A 24,242-nucleotide genomic window follows, 5' to 3' on the forward strand; every position below is an offset into this window, starting at 1 on the left:
TGGTGGATGGAACCCTGCCGGCCGCATCAGGGAGAAGGAGGGGCCCATGGTGACGAACAACGTAACTCCCGCGGAGCGTGGTGTGCCGGCGTACAAAGTGCTGGCCGAGAAGTTGCGGACCGACATCGAGGCCGGTGTCTACTCGGTCGGACGGAAGATGCCCACCGAAAGCGTGCTGCAGTCGGTCCACAACGTCAGCCGCCACACGGTGCGCGAAGCCCTGCAGATACTGCTCTCCGACGGGCTGATCTACCGTGTGCAAGGCAGCGGAACCTATGTGAGCGGCCGCCAACAGGACACCCGCGGCCGCTACGTCCGTTCGATCGGATCCCTCGACGAAATCATTGTCTGGCCCGACACGAACACCGAGGTGATCGAACCATTCACGGTCGTCGTCGAGCCCTCCATCGCGTCCCGATTGGAATTGCCGTACATCGAGGTCAGCAAGGCTACCGTTCGCCGTTCCTTCGAGGGGATCCCCTTTGTCCTGACACGCCACTATGTCGAACCCGACCTCGGTGCGAAACTGGCGGCAGACGGGGTCCCGTCGGTCGGCGAGGGAACCGTGATCGGGGCCGCAGAAAAATTCCTCACCAAGCCGATTATGGGCGCACGGCAGGAGATCACCGCCATGAACGCCCCGGAGCACGAAGCCGAACTGATCGGATGCCAGACAGGAGAAGCCATACTGCTGATCGAGCGTCTCTACTACGACGCAGACGGAAAGTTCGTCGAATTCACATCCTCTCACTTCAATCCGCGCCGGTACTCGTACCGCATGGAATTGCGGCGGCGAGGAGCCTGAGACAGAGTCGCCCGGCGCTCGTCCAGTCGGATCGCTCGCCGACGACACCGCGAAACTGCCCTTCCGCGAACAGTTCGAGGAGCTTCCGGCATTGTCAGTACTTCGCCGTGGCCGTCCAGCTGCGGATCAGCATCATCAAGTCATCGGAGACTTAGGAGCCTTGTCGCTGACGAACGGTACGGGGGTACGTCCTCGACCGTGAGACCTACGCCGTCCCATGAAGGGGCATCGGCTACGACTTCCTCAATTACTGCGGTAACCGTAATCCCGGGCACACGACGTTTGCTCGGCGCCCGAGCGTGCCGTAATCGCACGCGAGTGTTCGCCTGACGTAAGGCCTCCCCGGAAAGAGACTGGACGACCGGGGTCGGATACCCGCATCGCCTCGTCCCCTCTCAATCAAGTGCAGACCGTTCCCGCCCCCAAGGTAGTCAGGGGGTGGGAACGGTGGTGTGGGGTGGGTTAGATGGCTTGGGCGGTGGGGAGGATGGTGATTTCGGTGAGGTTGACGTGTTTGGGGACGGCGGTGAGGAAGGCGACGGTTTCGGCGATGTCTTCGGATTGGAGGACGTCGATCTGGTCGATGAGGTCGGCCATGAGTTGGCTGGCGTCGGGGTCGGTGACGTGGTCGGGGAGTTCGGTGTCGACCATGCCGGGTTCGATGGTGGCGACGCGGACGTTCTTGCGGCCGAGTTCGGTGCGCAGTAGGCGGGTGAGTTGGCTGATGTAGGCCTTGGTGCCGGAGTAGACCTGGAATTTTTCGAGGACTCGGGTGGCGGCGATCGAGGAGGTGGTGATCAGGTCGGCGGGTTTGCCGTCGGCGGCGGCCTGGACGAGGGGTGCGATGAAGGCCTGGATGGTGTTCATTACGCCTTTGATGTTGAGGTCGATCTGGGTGTCCCAGTCGTCGACCTCGAGGTCGACGATTTCGGAGATCAGCTGGACGCCGGCGTTGGCGAAGACGAGGTCGACGGGGCCGAGTTCGGTGGTGATGTGGTCGGCGGCGGCCTTGAGGGCGGTGCGGTCGGTGACGTCGGTGGTGATGGCGATGGCGGTGCCGCCGGCGGCGGTGATGCGGTCGGCGGTGGTGGTGATGCGGTCGGTGCGGCGGGCGAGGAGGGCGACTTTGGCGCCGAGTTGGGCGAGTCGTTCGGCGGTGGCTTCGCCGATGCCGCTGGAGGCGCCGGTGATGACGGCGATGCGGCCGGTGAGGGGGGTTCCGGTCAGTACCTGGTTCATGGGGGTGTGTCTCCGTGGTGGTGGTGTTTTCGAGGGTGGTTCCTCGGGGTACGGGTTCCATCGTCGGCGTGATCGGGGTGGGCGAACAGGCCGCGATCTGCCTAGGTGCACCACACCCAGGCAAGCGCACACTGATGCATATTTGTCCGTATGTATCATCATTAGGATTATCGGTGCGGTCGCCGTGAAGTCGATGAACATATGGATTGGTAGATGTTTTGACTCATCGTGCGTGTTTTCGCCCAACGTCAATCAGGCATGCTGGAGCGCAAAAATAACCGGATGAATGGTGTCGATGGGGCGTGTGGTGAGCGAGGTAGCTACTCGACGGAGGTCAGCGCTGATCGCACCCGGGACCGGCGAGGACGAGCCACTAAAGTTACTTCCGCCCTCGACTGGCGGGTCTCGCTCTCATGACCTACGCGCTTAATCGCATGACCCCCGATGCCGCCGTCGGGTGCGGTCGGGCCGACTCGGCCGATATCGCGCGCCTAGTCCACTGACGTCGCCGGTTGGTCCTCATCTCCAGCGGGGTGAGGGCCATGCTCAACGGCATCGATGCGGTGTGCCACCAGGTCGAGTAGCCGGGTCTCGCCGAGCGAGCCGGGCTCAACCTGGTACACCAGAAGTTGATGGCCGGGCGCGCTTGGGACGCCGAATGCGTGAAATTCGATCGTGAGCTCACCGGCGGTGGAATGGCGCAGCTGTTTGACTTCATGAGTCTTCGGTTGAACCTCGTGTCGAGCCCACAGCTCGCAGAAACGAGGGCTCGCGGCTTCGAGCCGGGCGATGAGATCGGTGAACCGGTGAGGAGTCGAGGAGAACTTGGCGGTCGCTCGTAGACTGGCGACCGTTGATTTCGCCGACTCCTCCCAATCGACGAAAAACTCGCGGGCAGTCGGGTCACAAAAGACCATCTCGACGAGGTTCGTCGTATCACCGAACGGTTCGAACAACGCCACCGCCAGGGAATTCATCGCCGAGATATCCAAGATCGGATCGAGCACGAACGCGCCGGAACGCTCCCAGGACTCCATCAATCGCAGTAACGCGGGATCGACCTCCCGGCGAAGCTCGGCACCGTCGAGCCGCCACGCCACACCTGCCAGCGAGTAGAGGTGCCGACGTTCCTCGGAAGTAAGATTCAAAGCCTTGCTGAGCCCCTCGAGGACCGGTTGGGACGGGTGGCGCTCACGGCCTTGCTCCAGCCGACGGTAGTAGTCATGGCTGACATCGGCCAGCATAGCCACTTCGTCGCGGCGTAACCCCGGTACTCGCCGAGGTCCAGCGGAGGCAAACGGAACAGAATCCGGTGATGCGGCCGCGCGTCGGGCCCGCAGAAACTCTCCCAACTCTGTGCTCGCCATGGCTTGATTCTAAGGCAACCGGTCAAGTTCCAAGGGGGGTGTGAAAGGGCCATGCGCACACCGGCAGAACCTTGAAAACTGTAGGTAACCAACCCTGATCGAAAGGAAGAACCACATGATTGGTCCGGATACATTCTCCGATTTCCCGATTTCGAAGGTGCACAGACTGATTGAACCGGGCCCTGTGATCATGATTTCGACGTCCGACGGACGACATGACAATCTGATGACAAATGGTTTCAATATGCCAGTCCAACATGGTGGGCTCATCGGTTTCGTGCTCGGACCGTGGGACTACAGCTTCGACACGCTGCGCAACACCCGCGAGTGCGTCATTGCTATCCCAGCCGTCGAACTCGCTGCGCAGGTCGTCGATGTCGGCAACGTATCCGGTGCGGACATCGACAAGTGGGAGCACTTTGGCCTCACCCCGCTGGCCTCGGAATCCGTTGCGGCGCCCCTCGTCGCAGAGTGCTTCGCGAATATCGAATGCCGCGTCGTCGATGATCGCCTCGTCGATGACTACGGACTCTGGATTGTCCAGGCCCAGCATGTCTGGGTGAACGAATCGAAGCGGGGAACGGGCGAGATCCATCACCGCGGAGACGGAACGTTCTCCGAGAATGGTCAGGCGATCGACCTCCGTGAGCGGATGACGAAGTGGCCATCACTGATCGACTAGTCAATGTCTCGGCACCGTGCACAGCCCGGCTTCGAGCTGGGCGAAAAGGAGTAGGGGCTGGGGGTCGGTAGTCGCGCGTCCGTCAGTCGGTAGAACTTGGTTCCGCGTCCCGCCGCTCACGGACCCTGGTCGCGCTGAGCGAACCGAGCAACTTCAGCGCCTGATCACTGGGGGACCCTGGCTCTGCCTGATAAATCACCAACTGTTGGCCCGGCTTGTCACGCACATCGAAGGCTTGAAAGGTCAAACTCAATGTGCCCACATCAGGATGGACGAGTTCCTTCGCATCCAGTGTCTTGCCCCGCACATGTCCCTCTTCCCAGTACTGGCGAAACGCGGGGCTGGCCGCCGACAGGTCATTGACCAACTGGGTGAGACGAGCATCGTCCGGATCGTGGCCGACGGCCAAACGCAATGTTGCGACGGTGGCCTGTGCCGCGCGATTCCACTCGGCATAGAAGGACGCTCCCGCGGGATCGGTGAACACCATCCGCAGCAGATTGTCGGCAACGGTGAACGGCGAGAAGAGCGCTTCGGCGAGCCCGTTGCACGCCAGAATGTCGAGTGTCCGATTCAATACGAATGCCGGAGTCGAGTTGTAGGTATCCATCAACTGGAGAAGTTTCGGACTGACCGACTCCCGTGCGTTGGACCTGCGGGCGCTCGGCACCAGGCGGGCCAACCGGTACAGATGCATCTCCTGGTCGGCGTCGAGCCGCAACGCGCGCGAGAGTGCATCGAGCACCTGAGCGGATGGATTGCGTTCTCGCCCTTGCTCTAAGCGGGTGTAGTAATCGGAGCTGAGTCCCGCGAGGATCGCTACTTCCTCACGTCGAAGACCAGAGACTCTTCGAGTGCCATAGCCGTGAATTCCCGCCTCCTTCGGTGAGATCTGAGCACGACGTGACCGAAGGAAATGTCCAAGTTCGCTGGAAGGCATTCCCCAATGTTAGTTCTGAACCGCCTGGTAGTGGGTGGGTGCAATGCACCCACGACAGACGGGCGGGTCTTCGGCAAGGGTAGAAACACAACCAACGCATCCAGCGTCGCTGGCGCGCAATCCGGCACCACACGACCGATAGCGACCCCACGAAGGGATCTGAGAAGCATGTTGACTGTTCATGCAGAAGTTCGCACCCCGCTGGACCAGAAGCTGGTGTGGGGGAGGATCGGAGACTTCTTCGCCATCCACGCATGGCATCCCGATGCCGAACACACTGAACGCGACGAGAGCCGGAACAGCGTCCGGCACGTCGCCCTGCGAGGTGGCGGTGAGGCGATCGAAGAACTGATCAACCAGACCGAGCAGTCGTACAGTTACACGATGGTCGGAGGGTCCATTCCCGTACGTAATTACCAGGCAACTGTCGCGGTCACCCAAGACGGCGAGTCGGGGGAGACCGTTGTTTCCTGGGACGCCGCCTTCGATGCCGACGGAATCCCCGCCGAGCAGGCTCATCAGCTCATCACCGGCTTTTACGAAGGCGGGTTGGCTGCAGCGGTCAGCTTACGTTCGGAGGCCATCCGCGAACAGGGAGGACATCGTTCTTCATGAACTGTTCGCAATAATCATCACGGCCAGCAGGCGACCGCATCGGACCAGTCCGGCCGTCTGCCGCACGTGTCTACTCCCCGCTGTGCTCACAGCGGGGAGTAGGAGCGTCAGCGGCGCGGTCGGTCGTAGTGAACGGACCTGCTGACGGTCGCGAGTACGTTATCGGGCTGGAGAGCAATCAATTTGGGTTTCGTCAGCTACTGTGCCCCAGTTCCCGCCTTCTGCGGGTGCTGGGACCGCTGGCATGAAGACATCCGGAACTGGTGAGTGGATCGAGGTGGCCGTCTCGTCAGGAGACGACCATCTCGGTCCGACCGAACTACTGTGCGCTCGCGGCGGGACGAACGATGATCTCGTTCACGTCCACATCCGCCGGCTGATCGATGGCGAACGCGATCGCATTGGCGATCGCCACGGCCGGAAGTGCGACGGCGCGGTATGCCTTCATGTCTTCGCGCGCCGTGTCATCCGAAATGCTGTCAGCCAATTCAGATTCCGTCACCCCCGGGGAGACGACGGTAACGCGGACATCGCCTGACGATTCTTGGCGCAACCCTTCCGAGATCGCGCGCACCGCAAACTTCGTCGCGCAGTAGACCGCCGCTGTCGGCACCACCTCATATGCCCCGACAGATGCCATGTTGACGAAATGTCCGCTACCCTGTGACCGCATGACCGGTAGTGCTGCGGCGATGCCATTGAGAACGCCGCGAACATTCACGTCGAGCATCCGGTTCCACTCGTCGATCTTCAGCGCGGCCAGCGGCGACAGGGGCATGACTCCGGCGTTGTTGACCACTACATCGACGCGGCCGAAATGATCACGGGCAGCCTCCACGAAGGACTGGACATCGGCTACGTCAGTGACGTCCAACTTGCGGAATGCTGCACCGCCGCCAACGCCAATCTCCCGAACCAAGTGCTCGAGTCGTTCTGTGCGCCGAGCCCCGAGAAAAACCTGGTGGCCGTCGGCCGCTAACTTCCGCGCTGTCGCCTCCCCTATCCCGCTGCTTGCTCCTGTGATCAGGACTACCTTGCGCTCGCTCATGGTTGTTTGTCCTCTCGGTATAGGACGAGATGCTCGTGGTAGAGGACCCCGTCACGAATATCTCCGGTTGCTGTAAATCCAAGGTCGTCGATGTAGTCGAGATGGTTCCCTGCCACCGTGTAACTTCCGATGTATGCGCTACGGCGTGCGCCACGCGCCTCGTCGTAGCGCCCATCGGCACGCAACTCCTGGCGGATGAAGCCGTCTGCTGTCACCCACATTCCGACGACGTCTACCCGGTCGGTGCTGGTTTTGGATTGATCCATCACGATCCTCACTCGCAACTTGGTGTTCTAATTCTTGCGAGACATGCGGCGGGTAGACAGGACGCAACTCGCCTAGGTGCCGCGCAACCAGTCAGGCCGGTACGAGTTAGGTTGACGATGCCCTCGAGCGGACCAGTGAGCCTTCCATCGCCGCTACTTCCTTGTTCCTGGATTACCAGACACGGTGCCGTGACGGCGGCTGAGGCGTTCGCGGCCGGTGTCAAACTCGCCGGCGCTCTCGAAACGGCACTGGTGCCGTTCGCCGACAGTGCGTTCCACTCGGACTACTCCGGCCGATGCTCGACCCCGGACCAGCGGTGACGCTCATGGCGATTCCCCCGGACACACCGTCGTGAACGCTCAGCCGCTACGGCATCCACCGGTTTGCCGGCGGAGGGTCCGAGACCTGTTCGAGGACAGCGCAATACCGATGATGCGGCGCGGATCGGCTGTGAACGCGCTGACGAGCTCCGCTCGGCGATCGAGTCACACCGACGAGAACCGCGGTCCGGCGATCTGATGGCCATCGCCCGTCGATTGCGCGGTTCCCGACCCGCTGGCGGCCCGACCCTCGGCATACTGCAGTAAGACGGTGGCCGTTCGTTCGATGTGCTCGGTCAGTGCAGCGGTCGCGGCGTCGGCGTCCCGTGCGAGTGTGGCTTCCATGATGTGGCGGTGTTCGGCCGCGATGTCGCGGTCCTCGTCGTGGGCCAACGATCGCGACCATTGACGGTAGAGCTCGGCGCAATCCCGTAGTGCGGTGGCGACGGACTCGAGCCGGGTGCTCCCCGAACCGGCGAGCAGCGACCGGTGGTAAGCGCGGTGGGCTGCTGTCCATTCGTCGCTGATGTCGCCCTGGTCGTCGAGCAAGGGTGTTCGCTCGAGGGTGTGCAGGCTTGCGACGACGGATGCTTCCCATGCGACGTTTCCGTTGGCGATCGATTCGCGCAGCACGAGCGCTTCCACCAATACTCGGGCACGGGTGAGGTCCCGGAGATCGTCGACCGACAGTGCGGCTACTGCAAACCCGCGCTGTGGGCTGGCAACGACCAGCCCGTGCTCCGCCAGTCGCGTCAGCGCCTCGCGCACAACCGACAGGCTGACTCCGAAGCGGCCGGCGATCTCGGAGACCTTGAGCCGTTGCCCTGGCATGAGATGGCCGTTGAGCATCTCGCGATGGAGGGAGAGGTAGACCCCCTCGCTCAGGGTCTGTTTGCCAGCCGATTCGGTCACTTCCGCATAGTACGCGATCGTCCTGGTGATAGTCGACTAAAGGGTAAATAATCGATTTTTGATTGCGTAATCGTTCATTGGGTGGCATTCTGTGATGGACACCACATTCAGTGGCTTCGGGGCTGCTGTTGATCGCTGAAGGAGCGAGCGCACATGACGGAAATGCATATTCCGGTTCTGATCGTCGGCGGCGGCGGCGCTGGGTTGACGGCCTCGATGCTGTTGTCCACGTACGGGGTGGATTCGCTGCTCATCTCCAGGTCACCGCACACATCGAGGCTGCCGAAGGCGCACGTGCTCAACCAGCGGACAATGGAGATCTTCACCGAGGTCGGGGTGGCCGATGCGATCTACGAGCGGGGTACACCGCCGGAGAACATGAAGGCGACCGCTTGGTACGCCGGGCTGTCGGGCGACCACGCGAACTACGGCCGCGAACTCGGGCGGCTCGAGGTGTGGGGTGGCGGCTATACCGACCCCGACTACATCGCTGCAAGCGCCTGCCGCACCACGAATCTTCCCCAGATCCGGCTCGAGCCAGTCCTGAAAGAACACGCAGAGTTACTGGGCCGCAGCGAGATCAGATTCAATCACGAGCTGCTCTCGCTGGAACAGGACGGCGAGGGTGTGACGGCGAGGATCCTCGACCGCGCCAGCGAGGAGGAATACTCGGTGCGCGCGGATTACCTGCTCGGCGCCGACGGGGGACACGTCGTCGGCGCGGCGGTCGGCATCGAAATGTCGGGGCCACGCGACATCATGAAGCTCGTCTCCGTGCACATGGGCGCGGACCTGTCGCAGTGGCTGGGCGACGACGAGGTGTTGATCCGCTGGCTGGTCAATCCGAACTTCGGTGGCTCGTGGGCGAGCGGAATCCTGGTGCCGATGGGACCGGACCACTGGGGTCCCAAGTCCGAGGAATGGGTCTTCCACATGCAGTACGCCACCGACGACCCCGACGCCATGCAGGAGGAGAAAGTACTCGAGCGGATGCGAGCCACCCTGGGGATCGCGGACTTCTCACCGAAGATCTTCCGCATCAGTGCATGGGTGATGGAAGGGGTGATCGCGGACCGGTTCCGAGACGGACGGGTGTTTCTACTCGGCGATGCGGCACATCGTCACCCACCGACCGGCGGTCTGGGACTCAACAGCGCAGTCCACGATGCCTACAACCTGGTATGGAAACTCGTGGCCGTGCTCCGCGGTCAGGCCGGCGACGGCCTGCTCGATACCTACGAGGCAGAGCGCAAACCCGTCGATCAGCACAATATCGACAACGCCATCGCCAACGCGATGAATCACTACAAGATCGACGAGGCACTCGGGCTCTCGCCGGACAAATCCGCCGACGAGAACTGGGCGGAACTGCGCCCGCTGTGGGATGACCTGCCCGCCTCGCGGGACAAGCGTCACGCACTCAACTGTGCGATCGGATCACAAACCATCGAGTTCCGTCACCACAACGTCGAGTTCGGGTACACCTATTCCTCGGCGGCCGTTGTGGACGACGGCAGCGACCCCTACATCCCATTGGACCCTGTTCGTCTCTACGAGCCGAGCACCAAACCGGGACACCCGTTGCCGCACGCCTGGGTCGAACGCGAAGGGGAGCGCCTACCGCTGGGCACGCTGGTCCACGGCGATTACTTCCTGCTCATCGCCGGCGAAGACGGCAATGCCTGGGTCGAGGCCGCCGAGAAGCTCGCCGCCGAACACAATCTGCCATTGCGCGCCGTACGAGTGGGTGTGTTGGACAGCGACTACGTCGACGTGCGCTGTGCGTGGCTGAAGAACCGCGAAATCACCTCCACCGGTGCGGTACTGGTGCGGCCCGACCGCTACATCGCCTTCCGCTCCATGGAAGCAGTCGACGACCCGAAGGCCGTGCTGACCGGCACGCTGAACCAAATTCTGTCCACCGACCTCACCGAGGGAGCAGCCTGATGCGCATCACCAATCTCGACGGGCGACTGGCCCTACTGTCCGGCGGCGGGGCCATTGACGTCGAGCGCGCCAGCGATGGTCGCTTCGCCGCCGACCCACAGCAGATCTACACGGAATGGGAGCAGTTCCGCAGGTGGGCCGACGGCGTGAACACAGAGACCGTGGAGCCTTTCGCGGCCACCGCGGTTCGACAACTCGTCACCGCGCCGCGCCAGATCTTCGCCATCGGCCTGAACTACTCCGAACACGCAGCCGAAAGCGGATTCACCGCACCCGAACACCCCGCCGTATTCACCAAGTTCGCCGGTTCACTGACCGGCCCCAGCGGCATGATCGACCTCCCGGCCGCCACGGTGGACTGGGAAGTCGAGGTCGTAGCCGTGATCGGCCGTGAGGCATACCAGGTGCCCGAGTCGGCGGCCTGGGACCACGTCGCCGGCTTGACCGTCGGACAAGACCTCTCCGAGCGCACACTGCAGCTGTCCGGTCCGGTGCCCCAGTTCAGCCTCGGCAAGTCCTACCCGGGGTTCTCACCGATCGGACCTGCACTGGTCACCGTGGACGAGTTCCTCAACCCTGACGACCTCGAGTTGGGCTGCCAGATCAACGGCGAACTCGTCCAGAAAGGCCGGACCACCGACCTGATCTTTTCGGTGCCCGAACTGGTGGCGCGGCTGTCGTCGGTGCTGCCGTTGCTCCCCGGCGACGTCATCTTCACTGGTACCCCCGCGGGCGTGGGGCACGCCCGGACCCCGCAGCGGTATCTGCGGCCCGGCGATGAGCTGGTCAGTTGGGTCGAGGGAATCGGCGAGATGCGCCACACCTTCACCGGCCTCTCCGCCATGGAACTGGGGGGCACCCGATGAGCCTGCACCGATTGACCTCGCTTCAGATCGGGGTACCCGACGTCGCTGCGGCGATCAGCTACTACCGCGACTTCGGTCTGACCGCCGACGAAGCCGGCGCCCTATCGACCGTCGACGGCGGGAAACAACTCCGGTTCGTCCCGTCGCGGCAACGCCGGCTACTCGAGATCGGCATCGGCGTAGACGATCCCGACGACCTCGACAGAATCGGCGTCCAACTGACCGCGCTCGCCCTGCCCTTTACCCGCACCGCCGACACACTCGTCGCCGACGAACCCGTCGCCGCGCTGCGGACCCGGGTGACGGTCAGCCCACGTCTGGCGCAGCCGCGCACCGAGCCGGCCCCGTACAACGGTCCGGGACGCATCGACCGCCCCAACGTCCGGGCGCCAGGAGTCGAGCGCACAAACCCGGTGCAACCCCGCAAACTCGGCCACGTGGTCATCGGGTCCCTCGACCAGGACGCCACCCAGCGCTTCTTCACCGAGGGCATCGGGCTGAAGGTCAGTGACCGTGTCCCCGGGCTGGCCAGCTTCCTGCGGTGCTCCGAGGACCACCACAACATCCTGGTACAACAGGCGCCACTGAACTTCCTCCATCACACCGCCTGGGAGGTCGACGATGTCGACGAGGTCGGTCGCGGAGCCACGGCCATGCTCGAGGGAAACCCGGAGCGGCACGTGTGGGGACTCGGCCGCCACCACATCGGTTCCAACTTCTTCTGGTATCTCAAGGATCCGGCAGGCAATTTCTCCGAGTACTACAGCGACATCGACTGCGTCGTCGACGACCAACTGTGGAAGCCGGGCGTTGTCGAGGGCATGAAGGGGCTGTACAGCTGGGGCCCGCCTCCGCCACCGTCCTTCCTCGCTCCGGAGGATCTCGCGGCGCTGATGAGGGGGGCTCACAGTGCGCGATGACGCACCAAACCCGACTCCGGACGCCGGGGAACTGCTCTGGGTGCCCCCCGAGGACCTGCTCGAAGGCAGCGTGCTGACCCGATATCAGCGTTGGTTGGGCGAACGCGGGGACTGACCTTCGAGGACTATTCGGCACTGTGGAACTGGTCCACCGAACGGCTCGAGGACTTCTGGACCTCCATCTGGGACTTTTTCGATGTCGGTATCCACGCCACCAGGCCCTCTCGGCAAGCCCTCGAGTACTCCGAAATGCCCGGCGCCCAGTGGTTTCCCGGCGCGAGACTGAATTTCGCGGCTCATGCTCTCCAACATGACGACATCGACGGCGACAGTGCGGCCGTAGTCGGGCTCGATGAGAGCGGCCGGCAGACCACATTGTCGTGGAACGAGCTCCGCGGACAGGTTGGCGCGGTCACCGACTGGCTTGCCGCCTGCGGGGTCACACCGGGAGACCGGGTCGTCGGATACCTCCCGAACATCCCCGAAGCGGTCGTCGCGTTCCTCGCCTGCGCCAGCCTCGGAGCCGTCTGGTGTGCATGCGGTCCGGAATACAGCCCCTCCGGGGCCGCCGACCGGCTCGCACAGCTCGATCCCGTCGTCCTGATTGCCGCCGACAGCTCCCGGTACTCCGGATCGATCCACCACCACGGCGACGCCGTCAACGCGCTCCGTGACCAGATCCCCAGTCTGCGCGAGGTGCTGTGGATCAGTCACCGCGGGGCGCCCGCCGCCCGCGGGGGCGACCCCCTCTGGGCTGAGGTGATCGCGCACCCGGCCGAACCGATCTTCACCCCGGTCGCCTTCGACCACTCCCTGTGGGTGCTGTACTCCTCCGGCACCACCGGCAGGCCGAAAGGCATCGTGCACGGCCACGGCGGCGTGCTGCTCGAACAACTCAAATATCTGGGGCTGCACGCGAATCTGCGTCCCGGCGACAGGTTCTGGTGGTATGCCAGCACCAGCTGGGTGATGTGGAACGTCCAGGTAGCTGGTCTACTCCTCGGGGCGACCATCCTTGCCTACGACGGCAATCCGAGTTGGCCCGCCACCGACGCCTCCTGGCGCATTGCCTGCGACCACCATATCACCGTGATGGGCACCAGCGCCGCCTATCTCCTTGCGTGCCAACGTGCCGGCGTGCGCCCCGGCGAGCAGTTCGACCTCTCCGAACTGCGATACCTCGGCGGTACCGGATCCCCTCTGCCGCCGAGCGCCTACGCATGGGTCTACGACGCGATTGGTTCGCATCTGTGGCTGTCCAGTCAGAGCGGTGGTACCATATCGCCTCGGGTTTCGCCGCCGGAGTTCCCACGTTGCCGGTGCGAGCCGGCGAAATCCAAGCCCGGGCGCTCGGCGTCGCCATGGAGGTGTGGGACGAACACGGGACTCCGGTGGTGGCCACGCCGGGAGAACTGGTCGTCACCCAACCGATGCCGTCCATGCAACTGTACTTCTGGGGCGACCGCAACCACGAGCGTTGCCGGGCAGCGTATTTCGACACCTACCCAGGGATCTGGCGTCACGGGGATTCGGTCACCCTCACGCGTATGGGCGGGGTGATCATTCACGGCCGCTCGGATGCGACCATGAACCGCCTCGGGGTGCGGATCGGCGGCGCCGACATATACGAGGTCGTCGAGCAGATTCCCGACATCCGCGACGCCCTCGTAGTCGGTGTCGAACAGCCCGACGGCGGTTACTGGATGCCACTGTTCGTCGACCTTGCCGACGGAGCGGAGCTGACCGACGCACTGGTGGAACGTATTCGATCGGCCATTCGCACCAGGGTATCGCCGCGCCACGTCCCCGACGAGGTGATCGAGGTCCCCGCCCTTCCCCGCACGCTCACCGGGAAACGTCTGGAGATCCCTGTCAAACGGCTACTTCAGGGAGTTCCCGTCGAGCAGGCGATCAATCCCGACGCCGTCGATCGCCCACAGGCTCTCGCGTGGTTCGCGGCCCGCCCACCACAAGGTTCGAAGGAGCAAGTCGCGATGACCACCGTGGACAACTCGCTCGAAGAGCTGGTCCGAACCCTGTTCATTGCTGTGGACCGGCGTGACGCCGATGCGCTGGCGGACTTGTTCGCCGACGACATCACGTTCCGGTTCGGCAGCGCCGACTGCCTGGCGGGCAAATCGGACGTCGCCGTCACGTGTGCCACGTTTCTCGGCCGCATCAACGGCATCCGGCACGAGATCGAACATTTCTGGCAGGTGGAGGCCGACCGTATCGTGGTGATCATGACCGTGCACTACGAACGGGCCGACGGTCGCAAACTCAGCCTGCCGTGCGCGAATACATTCCGGATCGTCGCCGGCAGGGTGGCCGACTACCGGATTTTCATGGACGTCAATCCGGTCTTCGCGTAGCGGCCCGCCCCGGAACCCATCTCGGCGTAGACGCCGTGCGCCGCGATGCCGCGGTGGCAGCCGCCTGAGGGATGGTCGGCCCGAATCCCTAATCCCCACGCACGCCTGGGATCTGCACCCGGCCGACAACGCAGGATCGGAAAATCCGATGCAATCCGCCGACCTGAGCGAACCCGCGAAGGCTGTCGTCCACCGAAATACCGGAGAGGTTCAGGGCGGAGGAGGCTTCGAGGTGTTCGACGAACTCTTCGACGACGACTTCCTCGACCACACAGCGCAACCGAACATGATCCCGACGATCAGCCGATGGGTTGAGGCATCCGCACAGTTCGGTAGCTGCAGGTCAATTCGTCGGCTGTGGCCGGATCCTGCATCGTGACCTTCCATGAATCGGCGAACTGATTCACCCCGTGACGCATGGAGATCGTGCCCGATACCAGCACGGTTCCCGGCTTGTGCAACCCTTGCTCCCGAAGGACGTCGAGCCAGTATTTCGGAGCGAGGAGATCGGCCAGCGTCCCGGTCTGGATCAGGGTGGACGGTTCGCCGTCACCTTGACCGACCCATGCCGTCAGGGTGATGTCATCGAGGCGATCGGAAATCTCGGACAGCCGCCATGCGCGGGTACCGAGTACATCGGGTGCGGCGTTCTTGCTCCACGCCACGCTGTGCACTTCGAGGTCACGGTCGGTGTGGTCGCAGGCCACGGTCAGCAGAACATCGTCGTCGGTGATCACGAGTGCCCACTCGGCTTCACCCGAGGTCTGGCCGTGCTGCACGAAGACCTCGGTCGTCTGCTGCGCGAGGTAGGGGGAGATGGGGTACATCGCGGGGATGGTCGTGGGTGCCGCTACACCCAACTCTGCGAGTTCAGCGATGTGTGACGCCACCTCTTCCTGGTTCCGGCCGGCGTAACCGGCGTTGAGGAGTGTCGTGACCTCGACGGTTTCGACTGTGCCGTCCGGCAGGGTGAACGTGAGTTGCGACATGGGTAGAGGCTCCTGACTCCGGGCCTCTGGTTCCGGTCGGGACCAGGGCCGATTGTTACTTTCTTGTTTTTTCTGCGCCGAAGGGGTTGCGCATACGTCTTGTATACAGCAAGTATGTGACTAGTACAACGGCGTCGGTGAGCTGAACCACAGCACGGGCCGAGTCGTACGGGACAAGAATCCAACCCACAAGGAGTTGCCATGATCGGAGAGTCCACCTCCGTCGGTGCAGACAGACCCGCACCCGTCGACAAGAAGGGTCTGGCGAAGGCGTTCGCCGCCAGTCTCACGGGTACGGCGCTGGAGTGGTACGACTTCGCGGTCTACTCGGCGGCGGCCGCGTTGATCTTCCCCCAGATCTTCTTCCCGGACAGTGATCCCCTGACGGGGACCTTGCTGGCGTTCTCCACGTACGCCGTCGGCTACGTGGCGAGACCGATCGGCGGGTTCGTCTTCGGACGCCTCGGGGACGTGATCGGACGCAAGCAACTGCTCGTCATCACCTTGCTCCTGATCGGTGTGACGACCTTCGCGATCGGTCTGCTCCCCGGTTACGACCGGATCGGTGTCGCGGCTCCGATCATTCTCGTGATGTTGCGATTCGCCCAGGGTGTGGCGGTCGGTGGCGAATGGGGCGGCGCCGTCCTGCTATCGAGTGAGTACGGAAACCCACGCCAACGCGGCTTCTGGTCGTCGGCAGCTCAAATCGGTCCTCCCGCCGGAAACCTGATGGCCAACGGCGTACTCGCCATACTCACCGTCTCCATGACCGAGGCCCAGTTCGAGTCCTGGGGATGGCGACTTGCCTTCCTCCTGTCCGCCCTGTTGGTCGGCTTCGGTCTGTGGATTCGCCTGAAGCTCGAGGACACCCCCGTCTTCAAGGCACTGCAAGAATCTGGCGACCGCGCCGAGGCCCCCATCCGCGAGGTGTTCACGACGCAGACCCGTCCGCTTGTTGCTGCCATCTTGTCGCGCATCGCGCCCGACGTGATCTACGCCCTGTTCACGGTCTTCGCGATCACGTATGGAACCCGGAAGCTCGGCTTCGATCGCGGCGAGGTACTGACCGCGATCCTGATCGGCTCCGCATTCCAGCTCGGCCTGATTCCTCTTGCGGGGGCCATCTCGGATCGCATCAACCGGCGTCTGGTCTACGCCGCCGCCGCCGTCGGCGGTGTCGCCTGGAGCGCCATCTTCTTCGTCGTCATCGGTGGCGGCTCGTTTCCGCTGCTCATCGTCGGGGTGGTTGTCGGGTTGGGGTTCCACTCGTTCATGTACGGTCCGCAGGCCGCGTTCGTGACCGAACAGTTCACGGTCGCGTTGCGTTCGACGGGCAGTTCACTCGCCTACACGATCGCCGGCGTCTTCGGTGGCGCCATGGCACCGCTGATCTTCACCTACCTGCTGAGTGAGACGGACAGCTGGGTGCCGATCGCCGTCTACGTGCTGATCGTCGGCGCGGTGACCCTGGTCGGCCTCGCATTGGGACGTAACCCCGATCCCACCGAGGACGAGCACTATGCGATGCTGGCGATCGAGAACGCTAGGCACGCAAGAGAATCTGAAGCGTAACCTCGAGGTGATTGTTGATCTGCTCGTGCACCAGGCCCTCGTCGCCGACTTCGAACGCGTCGATGATGGCCTGGTGCTCGGCGCACACCTTGTGCTGCCGGTCGGACGCGCTGAAGAGGGCCGTCATGCCGACGCGGAGCTGGCGCGCGCGCAGTCCGGCGTAGGTACGCGAGAGCAGCTCACTGCCGGCCGAATCGATGAGGAACTGATGGAAACGCCCGTCCCAGTCGATGAACGCACGGGCCGCTTCCGCACTCGGATCGCTCGCGAACTGTTCCTGCTCGGCCAGCGCGGAACGCATCGCGTCGATCGGCACCCGTCCCGCCCCCAGCGCCCGGCTCGCGGCGTGCCGTTCGAGCACGCCGCGCAACTCCATCAACTCCGCGATCTGCCGCCCCGACATGGCCGGGACGTGCGCTCCGCGCTTGGGCACCATCTCGACGAGGCCCTCCGCCTGGAGCATCAGCAACGCCTCCCGGACGGGAGTGCGGGACACCCCGATCCGCGTCGCGAGATCCTGCTCGCTGAGGAACGAACCCGTGGCCGCCGGCGCCGTCAGCACCTGATCCCTGACGTACAGATAGGCCTTTTCGCGACCCGACAACTCGGTCGCCGAACCCTCGATCCCACCTATTTCCTGCATACAATATGTATACACCAGAGCGTGTTCAATGAGGAGCATCCCAGTGACGCTCCGTATCAGTCTCGCCCAGATCCCCAGCTCGACTGACCCCGCGGCCAACTTGGCGACGGTGGAGAAGCAGGTGACGGCGGCCACCGATGCAGGTTCCCGGCTGGTGGTGTTCCCCGAGGCCGCGATGCAACGCTTCGGTGGTCCGCTCGCCCACGTCGTGCAGCCTCTGGACGGTCCGGGCCGACGCCGTCCGCGAGTGCGCCGCCCGAGCAGGGATCACAGTCGTCGCCGGAATGTTCACCCGACCGCCTCGGGCGAGAAGATCCACGGCACGGCGCCACTGGGCGTCGGCCACGGCATCGTTGCCTCGCCCACGGGAGATGTTCTGGGACAACTCGATTCCGTCCCGGGAATCCTCACCGTCGACATCGATACGGATCTCGTCACACAGGTTCGCTCGACACTTCCGGTACTGGCGAACAGGCGGCACTGACGACAGCCGCCCGCACACTGCCCGGCATGGCGTTCATGAGCCAGGCCATCTCGCACGGCATGCTCCCATGGTTGGCCTCGTGAGTAGCGTTGCATGTCGTGAACGCCCGGTCGGCGGCCGGCGCGGCGGGTCCGCCGGCGTCGACGGAACCGGACAAACTCGCGCGCTCCCGTCAGGGGTGAGTCACGCGCAACGACGACGGACCAGACCTTTCCCGCTCGGCCCCTGGGAAGGGCAGTGTGTCCTCGCGGCTGTGCCACGCCGACATCGACCCGGCTCTCGCGCGGGAGCTGACCTACTGTTTTGGCCGGCATCGCGGTGTAGCGAGTCGGCGAGGCATCTGGCGGCATGGGTGCGGGGCCGCTTTTGCCGTTTCCTGGGTGGGGGAGTGGTTTCGACGATATCTGTCGAAAAGCTGTCACGAAGCCGATCAAAGGATCGCCAATCCTCCGGGCGTCGCATACGGATGTCCTCGTGTACGCGTCGATGCACGCAAGCAAACACCACAATATGTGAATACCCGTTCCAGAGTGCTTGCGGCACGCTCGCCGTGCGGGTCCGCGGCTGTTCAATTGCCGAGTTCAATCACCGCGTGTCGGCTCAATGCCAGTGTAGAACCCATTTCCGAGAGGAAACTCGCATCCGATCGATGGTCCAGCGGCACGCTGTCTGCGAGGGTCCGGTGTTCGACCCTTGACAATCCGTCGGAAAAAGTGAAAAGTCGTTTGGCATGGGAGAACTTAAGGTGCCCCAGATCGAGGAGTTTCTCGACGGGGCTCGGCAGTGGCTGAGTAGCAACGTCAACCCGCGGCCACCGCGTGGTGCGCTGGTGTGGGGAAGTGGGCTCGACAAGGTCTCGCTCTTCCGCGACAGTTGTCCGGAAGAGGAACGCGCCCAGATCGATGCCGTTCTGGCGTGGCAGCGCGCGAAGTTCGACGCAGGCTACGGCGCGATCAGCTACCCGCCGGAGTACGGCGGAGCGGGACTGCCTCGGGCGTACGAGTCTGCCTTCCGGCGACTCGAGCGCAGCTTCGCCATCCCGGCTGTCGCAGACGTGGCGTCGATCAGTCTCGAGATCGAGGCGCCCACGATCTTGACGCTCGGTACAGAGGAACAGAAGAGACAATGGCTGCCGAAGCTCCGTCGGGGTGACCTACTTTGTTGCCAACTGTTCTCCGAGCCTGGTGCGGGCTCTGATCTTGGTTCGATCGCGCTGCGTGCGAACCGTGCCGGAGACGATTGGATCCTCGACGGACAGAAGGTGTGGACCTCCGGCGCGCAGTTCGCCGACCTTGGCTATGTCATCTGCCGCACCTCCAAGGACGTGGACAACAAGACAGCGTTCACGGCGTTCGTGGTGCCGATGGACACCCCCGGAGTGACCGTCCGGCCCCTGCGGCAGATGACCGGCGGTGCCTGCTTCAACGAGGTCTTCTTCGATGGTGTGCGAGTGTCGGATACGGCCCGTATCGGTGAGGTCGGTGGCGGATGGAAAGCCATGATGACCACACTCGGCTTCGAGCGAGCCTCGGCGGCCGAGGGCGGCGGCGGCGCCGGGCCCGACGTGATCGGCCGGATGATGATGACCGCGCAGCATCAGGGGCTCGATTCGGACCCACTGGTCCGGCAGTCCCTGGCAGACGTCTACGCCGTCAACAGAATGCGTTCTTGGACGTCGCATCGCGCGGCAGCCAACGCGAAGGCCGGAGTTCCTGGGCCGGAGGGGTCGATTTCCAAACTGACGATGACCCGATGGATGCAGTCGGTCAGCGAGCTGGCCACGACGATGCTGGGACCGTCTCTGGTGGCCGACACCGGCGAGTGGGGCACTTTTGCCTGGTCCGAGTTCGTGTGCTCGTTCCCGGGTGTCCGTCTGGGCGGCGGCACCGACGAGATCCAGAAGAACACGATTGCCGAGCGTGCACTCGGATTGCCGCGTGAACCGCGACAGCCGGCACCGGCGTCGGCAACGGGCCGTTCGTAACCACCAACCACGTGAGCTCTCGAGAGCTCCAGTACTTTCGACAATCTGTAGGAGAGTGAAGATGGCTCAGCGCACCTTCGTCATCGGTGTCGGTATGACCAAGTTCGAGAAGCCCGGGGCCCGGAACTGGGACTACCCGGAGATGGGAAAAGAAGCCGGTCAGGCCGCTTTGGATGATGCGGGGATCTCGTACGATCTCGTGCAGCGAGCGTTCGGCAGCTACGTGCACGGCGATTCGTGCTACGGCAACCGAGCACTCTACGAGCTCGGGATGACGGGGATTCCGATCGTCAATGTGAACAACAATTGCGCCTCAGGCGTTTCCGGGCTGTACATGGCCCGCGAAGCAGTCAAGTTCGGGCAAGCCGATTGCGTGATGGCGGTGGGGTTCGAGAAAATGAACAGCGGCGAAATTCAAATGGCCTTCGCCAACCGCCCGTCCCCGTTGCGCAAGCAGATCAAGGCGATGTGGACGCGACGGGGCCGCCAGTCCACACCGATCGCCGCCCAAATGTTCGCCAACGCGGCGAAGGAGCATTCCGAGACCTATGGCACCCCCGCAGAGACATGGGCGAAGGTTTCGGTCAAAAACTATTCGCACGCGGTGAACAACCCGCGGTCGCAGTTCCGGACGGCCCGTTCGCTCGATGAGATTCTGGCCGCGCCGATGATCAGCGATCCGCTCACCCGGATGATGTGCTGCCCGACCTCGGATGGCGGAGCGGCCGCGATCGTGGCCAGTGAGCGCTTCGTCGAGCAGCACGGCCTGTGGGACAAGGCTGTCGAAATCGCCGGAATGCACATGGTCACTGATACCCCGGACACCTTCGACGGGACCGACAAGGCAATCGTCGGGTGGCACATGAACCGGAAAATCGCGGAGGCGGTGTACGAGGAGTCCGGCCTCGGCCCGGAAAACGTCCAAGTAGTCGAGTTGCACGACTGCTTCGCGCCGGCCGAGGTCCTGCTGTACGAGGCCCTGGGTCTGTGCCCGGAGGGCAAGGGCGGCGACCTTCTCCTCTCCGGCGGCACCACCTACGGCGGCCAGTGGGTTGTGAACCCGTCCGGCGGCCTGCTCTCCAAAGGCCACCCGCTCGGAGCGACGGGCCTGGCCCAATGCGCCGAGCTCACCTGGCAGCTACGCGGTGAAGCCGACAAACGGCAGGTCACCGGGGCTACCGCAGCTTTGCAACACAACCTCGGACTGGGTGGCGCGGGTGTCGCCGCCGTGTACAAGAAAGTGGGCTGAAGCATGAAAACACTTGATGGACGTGTCGCTGTCGTCACCGGCGCCGGGGGCGGCCTCGGCCGCGAGGAGGCGCTGCTACTGGCCGCCGAGGGTGCCGGAGTGGTCGTCAACGACATTGCCGGCGCGCAGGGTGTAGTCGACGAAATTATCGCCGCCGGCGGCAAGGCCGTCGCAGTCGAGGGCAGCGTGTCCGACCTCGCGGTCGGGAAGGCGATGGTCGATGCCGCAGTGGATTCGTTCGGCGACCTGCACATAATCGTCAACAATGCCGGGTTCATTCGGGATGCGTTGTTGGTCAACATGACCGAGCAGGAGTTCGATTCGGTCATCGACGTGCATCTGAAGGGTGCTTTCGCGCTCACCAAGGCTGCCGCCACGTATTGGCGGGGGCAGACGAAGGCAGGTCAGGAGGCTGACCGGTCGATCGTCAACACCACTTCCGGCGCCGGTCTGCACGGTAACGCCGGCCAGTTCAACTACTCGGCTGCCAAGGCCGGGACCGCCATGATGGTGATCTCTGCCGCTATCGAACTCAAGCGGTTCGGGGTGCGCGCCAACGCAATTGCGCCCGTTGCCGGTACTGCACCGGTCCTCGCCACCCCGGGGCTCGGTGAGGCCATAGCCAACGCGGCCGCGGCCAACGGATTCGACCGCTTCGATCCCACAAACGTCGCACCGCTGGTCGGCTACCTGGCAACGGCGGACTGCCCGTTCACCGGACAGGTGTTCTCGGTGCACGGTGGGCATGTCGGCCTCTACCAGGGCTGGCACATCGCCCACGAACTCGACCGTGAGTCGCGATGGACGGTGGGTGAGCTCGCCACCGAGCTCGCCGTCTGGCCGACCCGAGTCAAGGTGAACCGCCAAAAGGTCGCCCTCTAAACCCAAGGAGCAGTACTCATGAGCTATACCATGCCGATCGAGCTCGGGAAGATCCGCGAGTTCTCCCGTGCCGTGAAGACCAAGAACCCAGCGCACAAGGGTGAAAGCCCCGTCGTCCCCCCGACCTTCCTCGTCAGTTCGCGCACATTGTGGGAGCCGGTTGCCGAGTCCGGCATTGCCAAGTTGGGTTTCGACATGCGACGGATCCTTCACGGTGAGGAGGAGTACATCTTCCACGGTCCGCTTCCGCGGGCGGGGCAGGTTCTCACCTGCGAGGCGAAGGTCACCGAGACCTACGAGAAGCCGGGGAAGCGCGGTGGCAGCATGCGGTTCGGTGTTGTCGTCACCGAGTTCCGCGACGAGCAAGGCGCATTGGTCGCCGAGGCACGCAGCACCCTGGTCGAAACCGAGAAGGCACCGAAGAAGGTCGAGGGCTGAAATGACCATTACCACCGATTCCGGAAAGATCGAACTGAAGGTCGGCGACAAGGCCGAACCGAAGACATATGCCCCGCTGACGCGGACCGACTTCGTCAGGTATCAGGGTGCCTCGGGTGACTTCCATCCTCTGCACCACGACGAATTATTCGCGAAGGCAACTGGTTTCCCCTCGGTGTTCTCGGTTGGAATGTTGCAGGCCGGACTGCTGGCGACGTACCTCACCGACTGGATGGGGGTCGAGCAGTTGCGGCGCTTCAAGGTGCGCTTCGCCGACCAGGTTTGGCCCGGTGACGAGCTGACGTGTTCGGCGACCGTGACCGACGTCGTCAACGCGGACGGCGGGACCCGGGTCACCGTCGAACTGCGGTGCATGCGTCAGACGGGTTCGACCGCACTCGAAGGGGACGCTGAGTTCGTCCTGGTGTAGCCCTGTGGCACGCCCCTCGGTAGCCGCCGACGGTGCCGGACGAGCGTGGACGTCCCTGGCGGGTACCAGGGACGTGACCCCCGGGCCGACTCCCGCCCGAACGACGAATCGTGAGAGGAAGACATTCATGGAATGGGTCTACAGCGCGGAGCAGGAAGAGCTTCGCAGCACCGTGAGGCGCTTTCTCCAGGAGAAGGCCCCGATGAACGAGGTCCGGCGCCTGGCGGAGACCGACGGGGGCTACGCGCCCGAGGTATGGCAACAGATGGCGGAGCAACTGGGGCTGCAGTCGATGGCCATTCCGGAGGAGTACGGCGGCGCCGGCTTCAGCCTCGTCGAGTTGACCATCGTCCTTCAGGAGATGGGGAGAGGGCTGATTCCGTCCCCGTACTTTGCAAGCGTTGTGCTGGCGGCATACGCGCTGCTGAACTCCGGCGACGATGCGGCGAAGAAGGACCTGCTGCCGGGGATCGCATCCGGCCAGACGATTGCCACACTCGCATTGACGGAGGAGGGTGGCAGCTGGGACCTGGACGCGCTCACCATGAGTGCACGTCGCGATCGGGAGGGCGGCTATCGGCTCGACGGTCGAAAGACGTTCGTGCTCGACGGGAGTATCGCCGACCTGATCGTGGTGGTAGCGCGGACCGAGCGGGGACTGAGCCTGTTCACTGTTGACGCGGACGCGGCGGGACTCGAGCGCACTGCGCTGTCGACGCTCGATGGCACTCGCAAGCAGGCCCGACTGGACTTCGACGGCACCCCAGCCAGGCTCATCGGTGTGGATGGTGGCGCGCAGGGCGGTCTGGTCGAGACGTTGGACACCGCTGCCGTCGCGCTGGCCGCTGAGCAGATCGCCGCTGCGGAACGGTGCCTCGAATTGAGCGTCGCGTACGCAAAGGAACGCGTCCAGTTCGGACGAGCCATCGGTTCGTTCCAGGCCGTGAAGCACATACTCGCAGACATGTTCACGCAGATCGAGTTGGCCAAGTCGGCGGCCCACTATGCTGCGTGGCAGGCCGTCGAAGACACCGACGAGTTGCCGTCGTCTGCGTGCATCGCGCAGGCTTACGCCTCCCAGGCATTTTGGGACACCGCGGTCGAATCCATCGAAGTCCACGGTGGCATCGGTTTCACCTGGGAGCACGACCTGCACCTGTATTTCAAGCGGGCCAAGACGTCGCAGGTTCTGCTCGGCACCCCGGCCTACCATCGGGAGTTGCTGGCGCAGCGCATCGGCCTCGACAAGCCCATTCCGGCAGCCTGATTCG

The 24,242-nt window shown here is 63.8% G+C and carries 24 protein-coding genes and 1 pseudogene; 17 read left to right on the forward strand and 8 right to left on the reverse strand.

What is annotated here, in order from left to right:
• The first annotated feature begins 46 nt into the window (after nt 1–46).
• Nucleotides 47–805 carry a GntR family transcriptional regulator gene (locus OYT95_RS36225; RefSeq protein WP_268790353.1) on the forward strand — a complete coding sequence of 253 codons (759 nt, stop codon included), beginning with the start codon at nt 47–49 and terminating at the stop codon, nt 803–805.
• A gap of 462 nt (nt 806–1,267) precedes the next feature.
• Here the strand turns inward: OYT95_RS36225 and OYT95_RS36230 are convergent, their stop codons facing one another.
• Both OYT95_RS36230 and OYT95_RS36235 read right to left on the reverse strand, forming a co-directional pair.
• Nucleotides 1,268–2,044 (reverse strand): SDR family oxidoreductase, encoded by a 777-nt coding sequence (locus OYT95_RS36230; RefSeq protein ID WP_268790327.1) that lies wholly within the window; start codon nt 2,042–2,044, stop codon nt 1,268–1,270.
• Between the two features lie 491 nt (nt 2,045–2,535).
• On the reverse strand, nt 2,536–3,411 hold the full coding sequence (locus tag OYT95_RS36235) for a helix-turn-helix transcriptional regulator (protein ID WP_268790354.1): 876 nt from the start codon (nt 3,409–3,411) through the stop codon (nt 2,536–2,538).
• Nucleotides 3,412–3,526: 115 nt separating this feature from the next.
• Between OYT95_RS36235 and OYT95_RS36240 the strand changes: the two genes are divergently transcribed.
• Nucleotides 3,527–4,093 (forward strand): flavin reductase family protein, encoded by a 567-nt coding sequence (locus tag OYT95_RS36240; RefSeq protein ID WP_268790355.1) that lies wholly within the window; start codon nt 3,527–3,529, stop codon nt 4,091–4,093.
• An 82-nt stretch (nt 4,094–4,175) separates the two neighbouring features.
• Here OYT95_RS36240 and OYT95_RS36245 read toward each other — a convergent pair whose 3' ends face one another.
• On the reverse strand, nt 4,176–5,033 hold the full coding sequence (locus OYT95_RS36245; protein ID WP_268790356.1) for a helix-turn-helix transcriptional regulator: 858 nt from the start codon (nt 5,031–5,033) through the stop codon (nt 4,176–4,178).
• A gap of 6 nt (nt 5,034–5,039) precedes the next feature.
• On the opposite strand from OYT95_RS36245, the gene OYT95_RS36250 reads away from it, so the two are divergent.
• A complete protein-coding gene (locus OYT95_RS36250) occupies nt 5,040–5,648 on the forward strand; it encodes an SRPBCC family protein (RefSeq protein WP_268790357.1) in 609 nt (202 codons plus the stop codon).
• Nucleotides 5,649–5,967: 319 nt separating this feature from the next.
• Here OYT95_RS36250 and OYT95_RS36255 read toward each other — a convergent pair whose 3' ends face one another.
• Nucleotides 5,968–6,696 (reverse strand): SDR family oxidoreductase, encoded by a 729-nt coding sequence (locus OYT95_RS36255; RefSeq protein WP_268790358.1) that lies wholly within the window; start codon nt 6,694–6,696, stop codon nt 5,968–5,970.
• Entirely contained in the window at nt 6,693–6,962 is a 270-nt protein-coding gene (locus OYT95_RS36260; RefSeq protein WP_268790359.1) for an Atu4866 domain-containing protein, read from the reverse strand. Before OYT95_RS36260 ends, OYT95_RS36255 begins: the two co-directional genes overlap by 4 nt.
• A 189-nt stretch (nt 6,963–7,151) precedes the next feature.
• Here OYT95_RS36260 and OYT95_RS36265 point away from each other — a divergent pair, with 189 nt between their 5' ends.
• Entirely contained in the window at nt 7,152–7,283 is a 132-nt protein-coding gene (locus OYT95_RS36265) for a hypothetical protein (RefSeq protein WP_268790360.1), read from the forward strand.
• Nucleotides 7,284–7,448: 165 nt separating this feature from the next.
• Here OYT95_RS36265 and OYT95_RS36270 read toward each other — a convergent pair whose 3' ends face one another.
• A complete protein-coding gene (locus tag OYT95_RS36270; protein ID WP_268790361.1) occupies nt 7,449–8,195 on the reverse strand; it encodes a GntR family transcriptional regulator in 747 nt (248 codons plus the stop codon).
• A gap of 153 nt (nt 8,196–8,348) precedes the next feature.
• Between OYT95_RS36270 and OYT95_RS36275 the strand changes: the two genes are divergently transcribed.
• The 5 genes from OYT95_RS36275 to OYT95_RS44535 all read left to right on the forward strand — a co-directional run bounded on the left by OYT95_RS36275 (nt 8,349) and on the right by OYT95_RS44535 (nt 14,300).
• Nucleotides 8,349–10,142, forward strand: a complete 1,794-nt coding sequence (locus tag OYT95_RS36275; RefSeq protein WP_268790362.1) for an FAD-dependent oxidoreductase — start codon at nt 8,349–8,351, stop codon at nt 10,140–10,142.
• Nucleotides 10,142–11,008: a fumarylacetoacetate hydrolase family protein gene (locus OYT95_RS36280; RefSeq protein WP_268790363.1), complete on the forward strand. Its 867-nt coding sequence runs from the start codon at nt 10,142–10,144 to the stop codon at nt 11,006–11,008. Before OYT95_RS36275 ends, OYT95_RS36280 begins: the two co-directional genes overlap by 1 nt.
• Nucleotides 11,005–11,928 (forward strand): VOC family protein, encoded by a 924-nt coding sequence (locus OYT95_RS36285; protein ID WP_268790364.1) that lies wholly within the window; start codon nt 11,005–11,007, stop codon nt 11,926–11,928. Before OYT95_RS36280 ends, OYT95_RS36285 begins: the two co-directional genes overlap by 4 nt.
• A gap of 90 nt (nt 11,929–12,018) precedes the next feature.
• Complete coding sequence (locus tag OYT95_RS36290) at nt 12,019–13,488, forward strand: AMP-binding protein (RefSeq protein WP_328286524.1); 1,470 nt, start codon at nt 12,019–12,021, stop codon at nt 13,486–13,488.
• A complete protein-coding gene (locus OYT95_RS44535) occupies nt 13,476–14,300 on the forward strand; it encodes a nuclear transport factor 2 family protein (protein ID WP_328286525.1) in 825 nt (274 codons plus the stop codon). The genes OYT95_RS36290 and OYT95_RS44535 overlap by 13 nt, the downstream gene beginning before the upstream one ends.
• A gap of 299 nt (nt 14,301–14,599) precedes the next feature.
• Here the strand turns inward: OYT95_RS44535 and OYT95_RS36300 are convergent, their stop codons facing one another.
• Complete coding sequence (locus tag OYT95_RS36300; RefSeq protein WP_268790365.1) at nt 14,600–15,289, reverse strand: DUF2848 domain-containing protein; 690 nt, start codon at nt 15,287–15,289, stop codon at nt 14,600–14,602.
• A 201-nt stretch (nt 15,290–15,490) separates the two neighbouring features.
• Between OYT95_RS36300 and OYT95_RS36305 the strand changes: the two genes are divergently transcribed.
• Nucleotides 15,491–16,861: an MFS transporter gene (locus OYT95_RS36305; protein ID WP_268790366.1), complete on the forward strand. Its 1,371-nt coding sequence runs from the start codon at nt 15,491–15,493 to the stop codon at nt 16,859–16,861.
• On the opposite strand, the gene OYT95_RS36310 is transcribed toward OYT95_RS36305, so the two are convergent.
• The gene (locus OYT95_RS36310) at nt 16,833–17,504 is read right to left on the reverse strand and encodes a GntR family transcriptional regulator (protein WP_268790367.1); all 672 of its coding nucleotides are present in this window, start codon (nt 17,502–17,504) and stop codon (nt 16,833–16,835) included. The two genes, OYT95_RS36305 and OYT95_RS36310, sit on opposite strands and share 29 nt — an antisense overlap.
• Nucleotides 17,505–17,532: 28 nt before the next feature.
• On the opposite strand from OYT95_RS36310, the pseudogene OYT95_RS44835 reads away from it, so the two are divergent.
• The 7 genes and pseudogenes from OYT95_RS44835 to OYT95_RS36345 form a co-directional block, all read left to right on the forward strand.
• Nucleotides 17,533–17,797, forward strand: a pseudogene (locus OYT95_RS44835) (nitrilase-related carbon-nitrogen hydrolase); the annotation flags it as partial.
• A 921-nt stretch (nt 17,798–18,718) separates the two neighbouring features.
• Nucleotides 18,719–19,972: an acyl-CoA dehydrogenase family protein gene (locus OYT95_RS36320; RefSeq protein WP_112298405.1), complete on the forward strand. Its 1,254-nt coding sequence runs from the start codon at nt 18,719–18,721 to the stop codon at nt 19,970–19,972.
• 61 nt (nt 19,973–20,033) lie between these two features.
• Complete coding sequence (locus tag OYT95_RS36325; protein WP_037231741.1) at nt 20,034–21,221, forward strand: lipid-transfer protein; 1,188 nt, start codon at nt 20,034–20,036, stop codon at nt 21,219–21,221.
• Nucleotides 21,222–21,224: 3 nt separating this feature from the next.
• Nucleotides 21,225–22,103 carry an SDR family NAD(P)-dependent oxidoreductase gene (locus OYT95_RS36330; RefSeq protein ID WP_112298404.1) on the forward strand — a complete coding sequence of 293 codons (879 nt, stop codon included), beginning with the start codon at nt 21,225–21,227 and terminating at the stop codon, nt 22,101–22,103.
• Between the two features lie 18 nt (nt 22,104–22,121).
• Nucleotides 22,122–22,541 (forward strand): FAS1-like dehydratase domain-containing protein, encoded by a 420-nt coding sequence (locus tag OYT95_RS36335; RefSeq protein WP_037231742.1) that lies wholly within the window; start codon nt 22,122–22,124, stop codon nt 22,539–22,541.
• Nucleotide 22,542: 1 nt separating this feature from the next.
• The gene (locus tag OYT95_RS36340; protein ID WP_037231744.1) at nt 22,543–22,971 is read left to right on the forward strand and encodes a MaoC/PaaZ C-terminal domain-containing protein; all 429 of its coding nucleotides are present in this window, start codon (nt 22,543–22,545) and stop codon (nt 22,969–22,971) included.
• A gap of 127 nt (nt 22,972–23,098) precedes the next feature.
• A complete protein-coding gene (locus OYT95_RS36345) occupies nt 23,099–24,238 on the forward strand; it encodes an acyl-CoA dehydrogenase family protein (protein ID WP_268790368.1) in 1,140 nt (379 codons plus the stop codon).
• Nucleotides 24,239–24,242 lie beyond the last annotated feature (4 nt).

Origin of the sequence: Rhodococcus sp. JS3073 (assembly GCF_026810085.1) — a bacterium.
In the GTDB taxonomy this organism is placed as follows: domain Bacteria; phylum Actinomycetota; class Actinomycetes; order Mycobacteriales; family Mycobacteriaceae; genus Rhodococcus_F; species Rhodococcus_F wratislaviensis.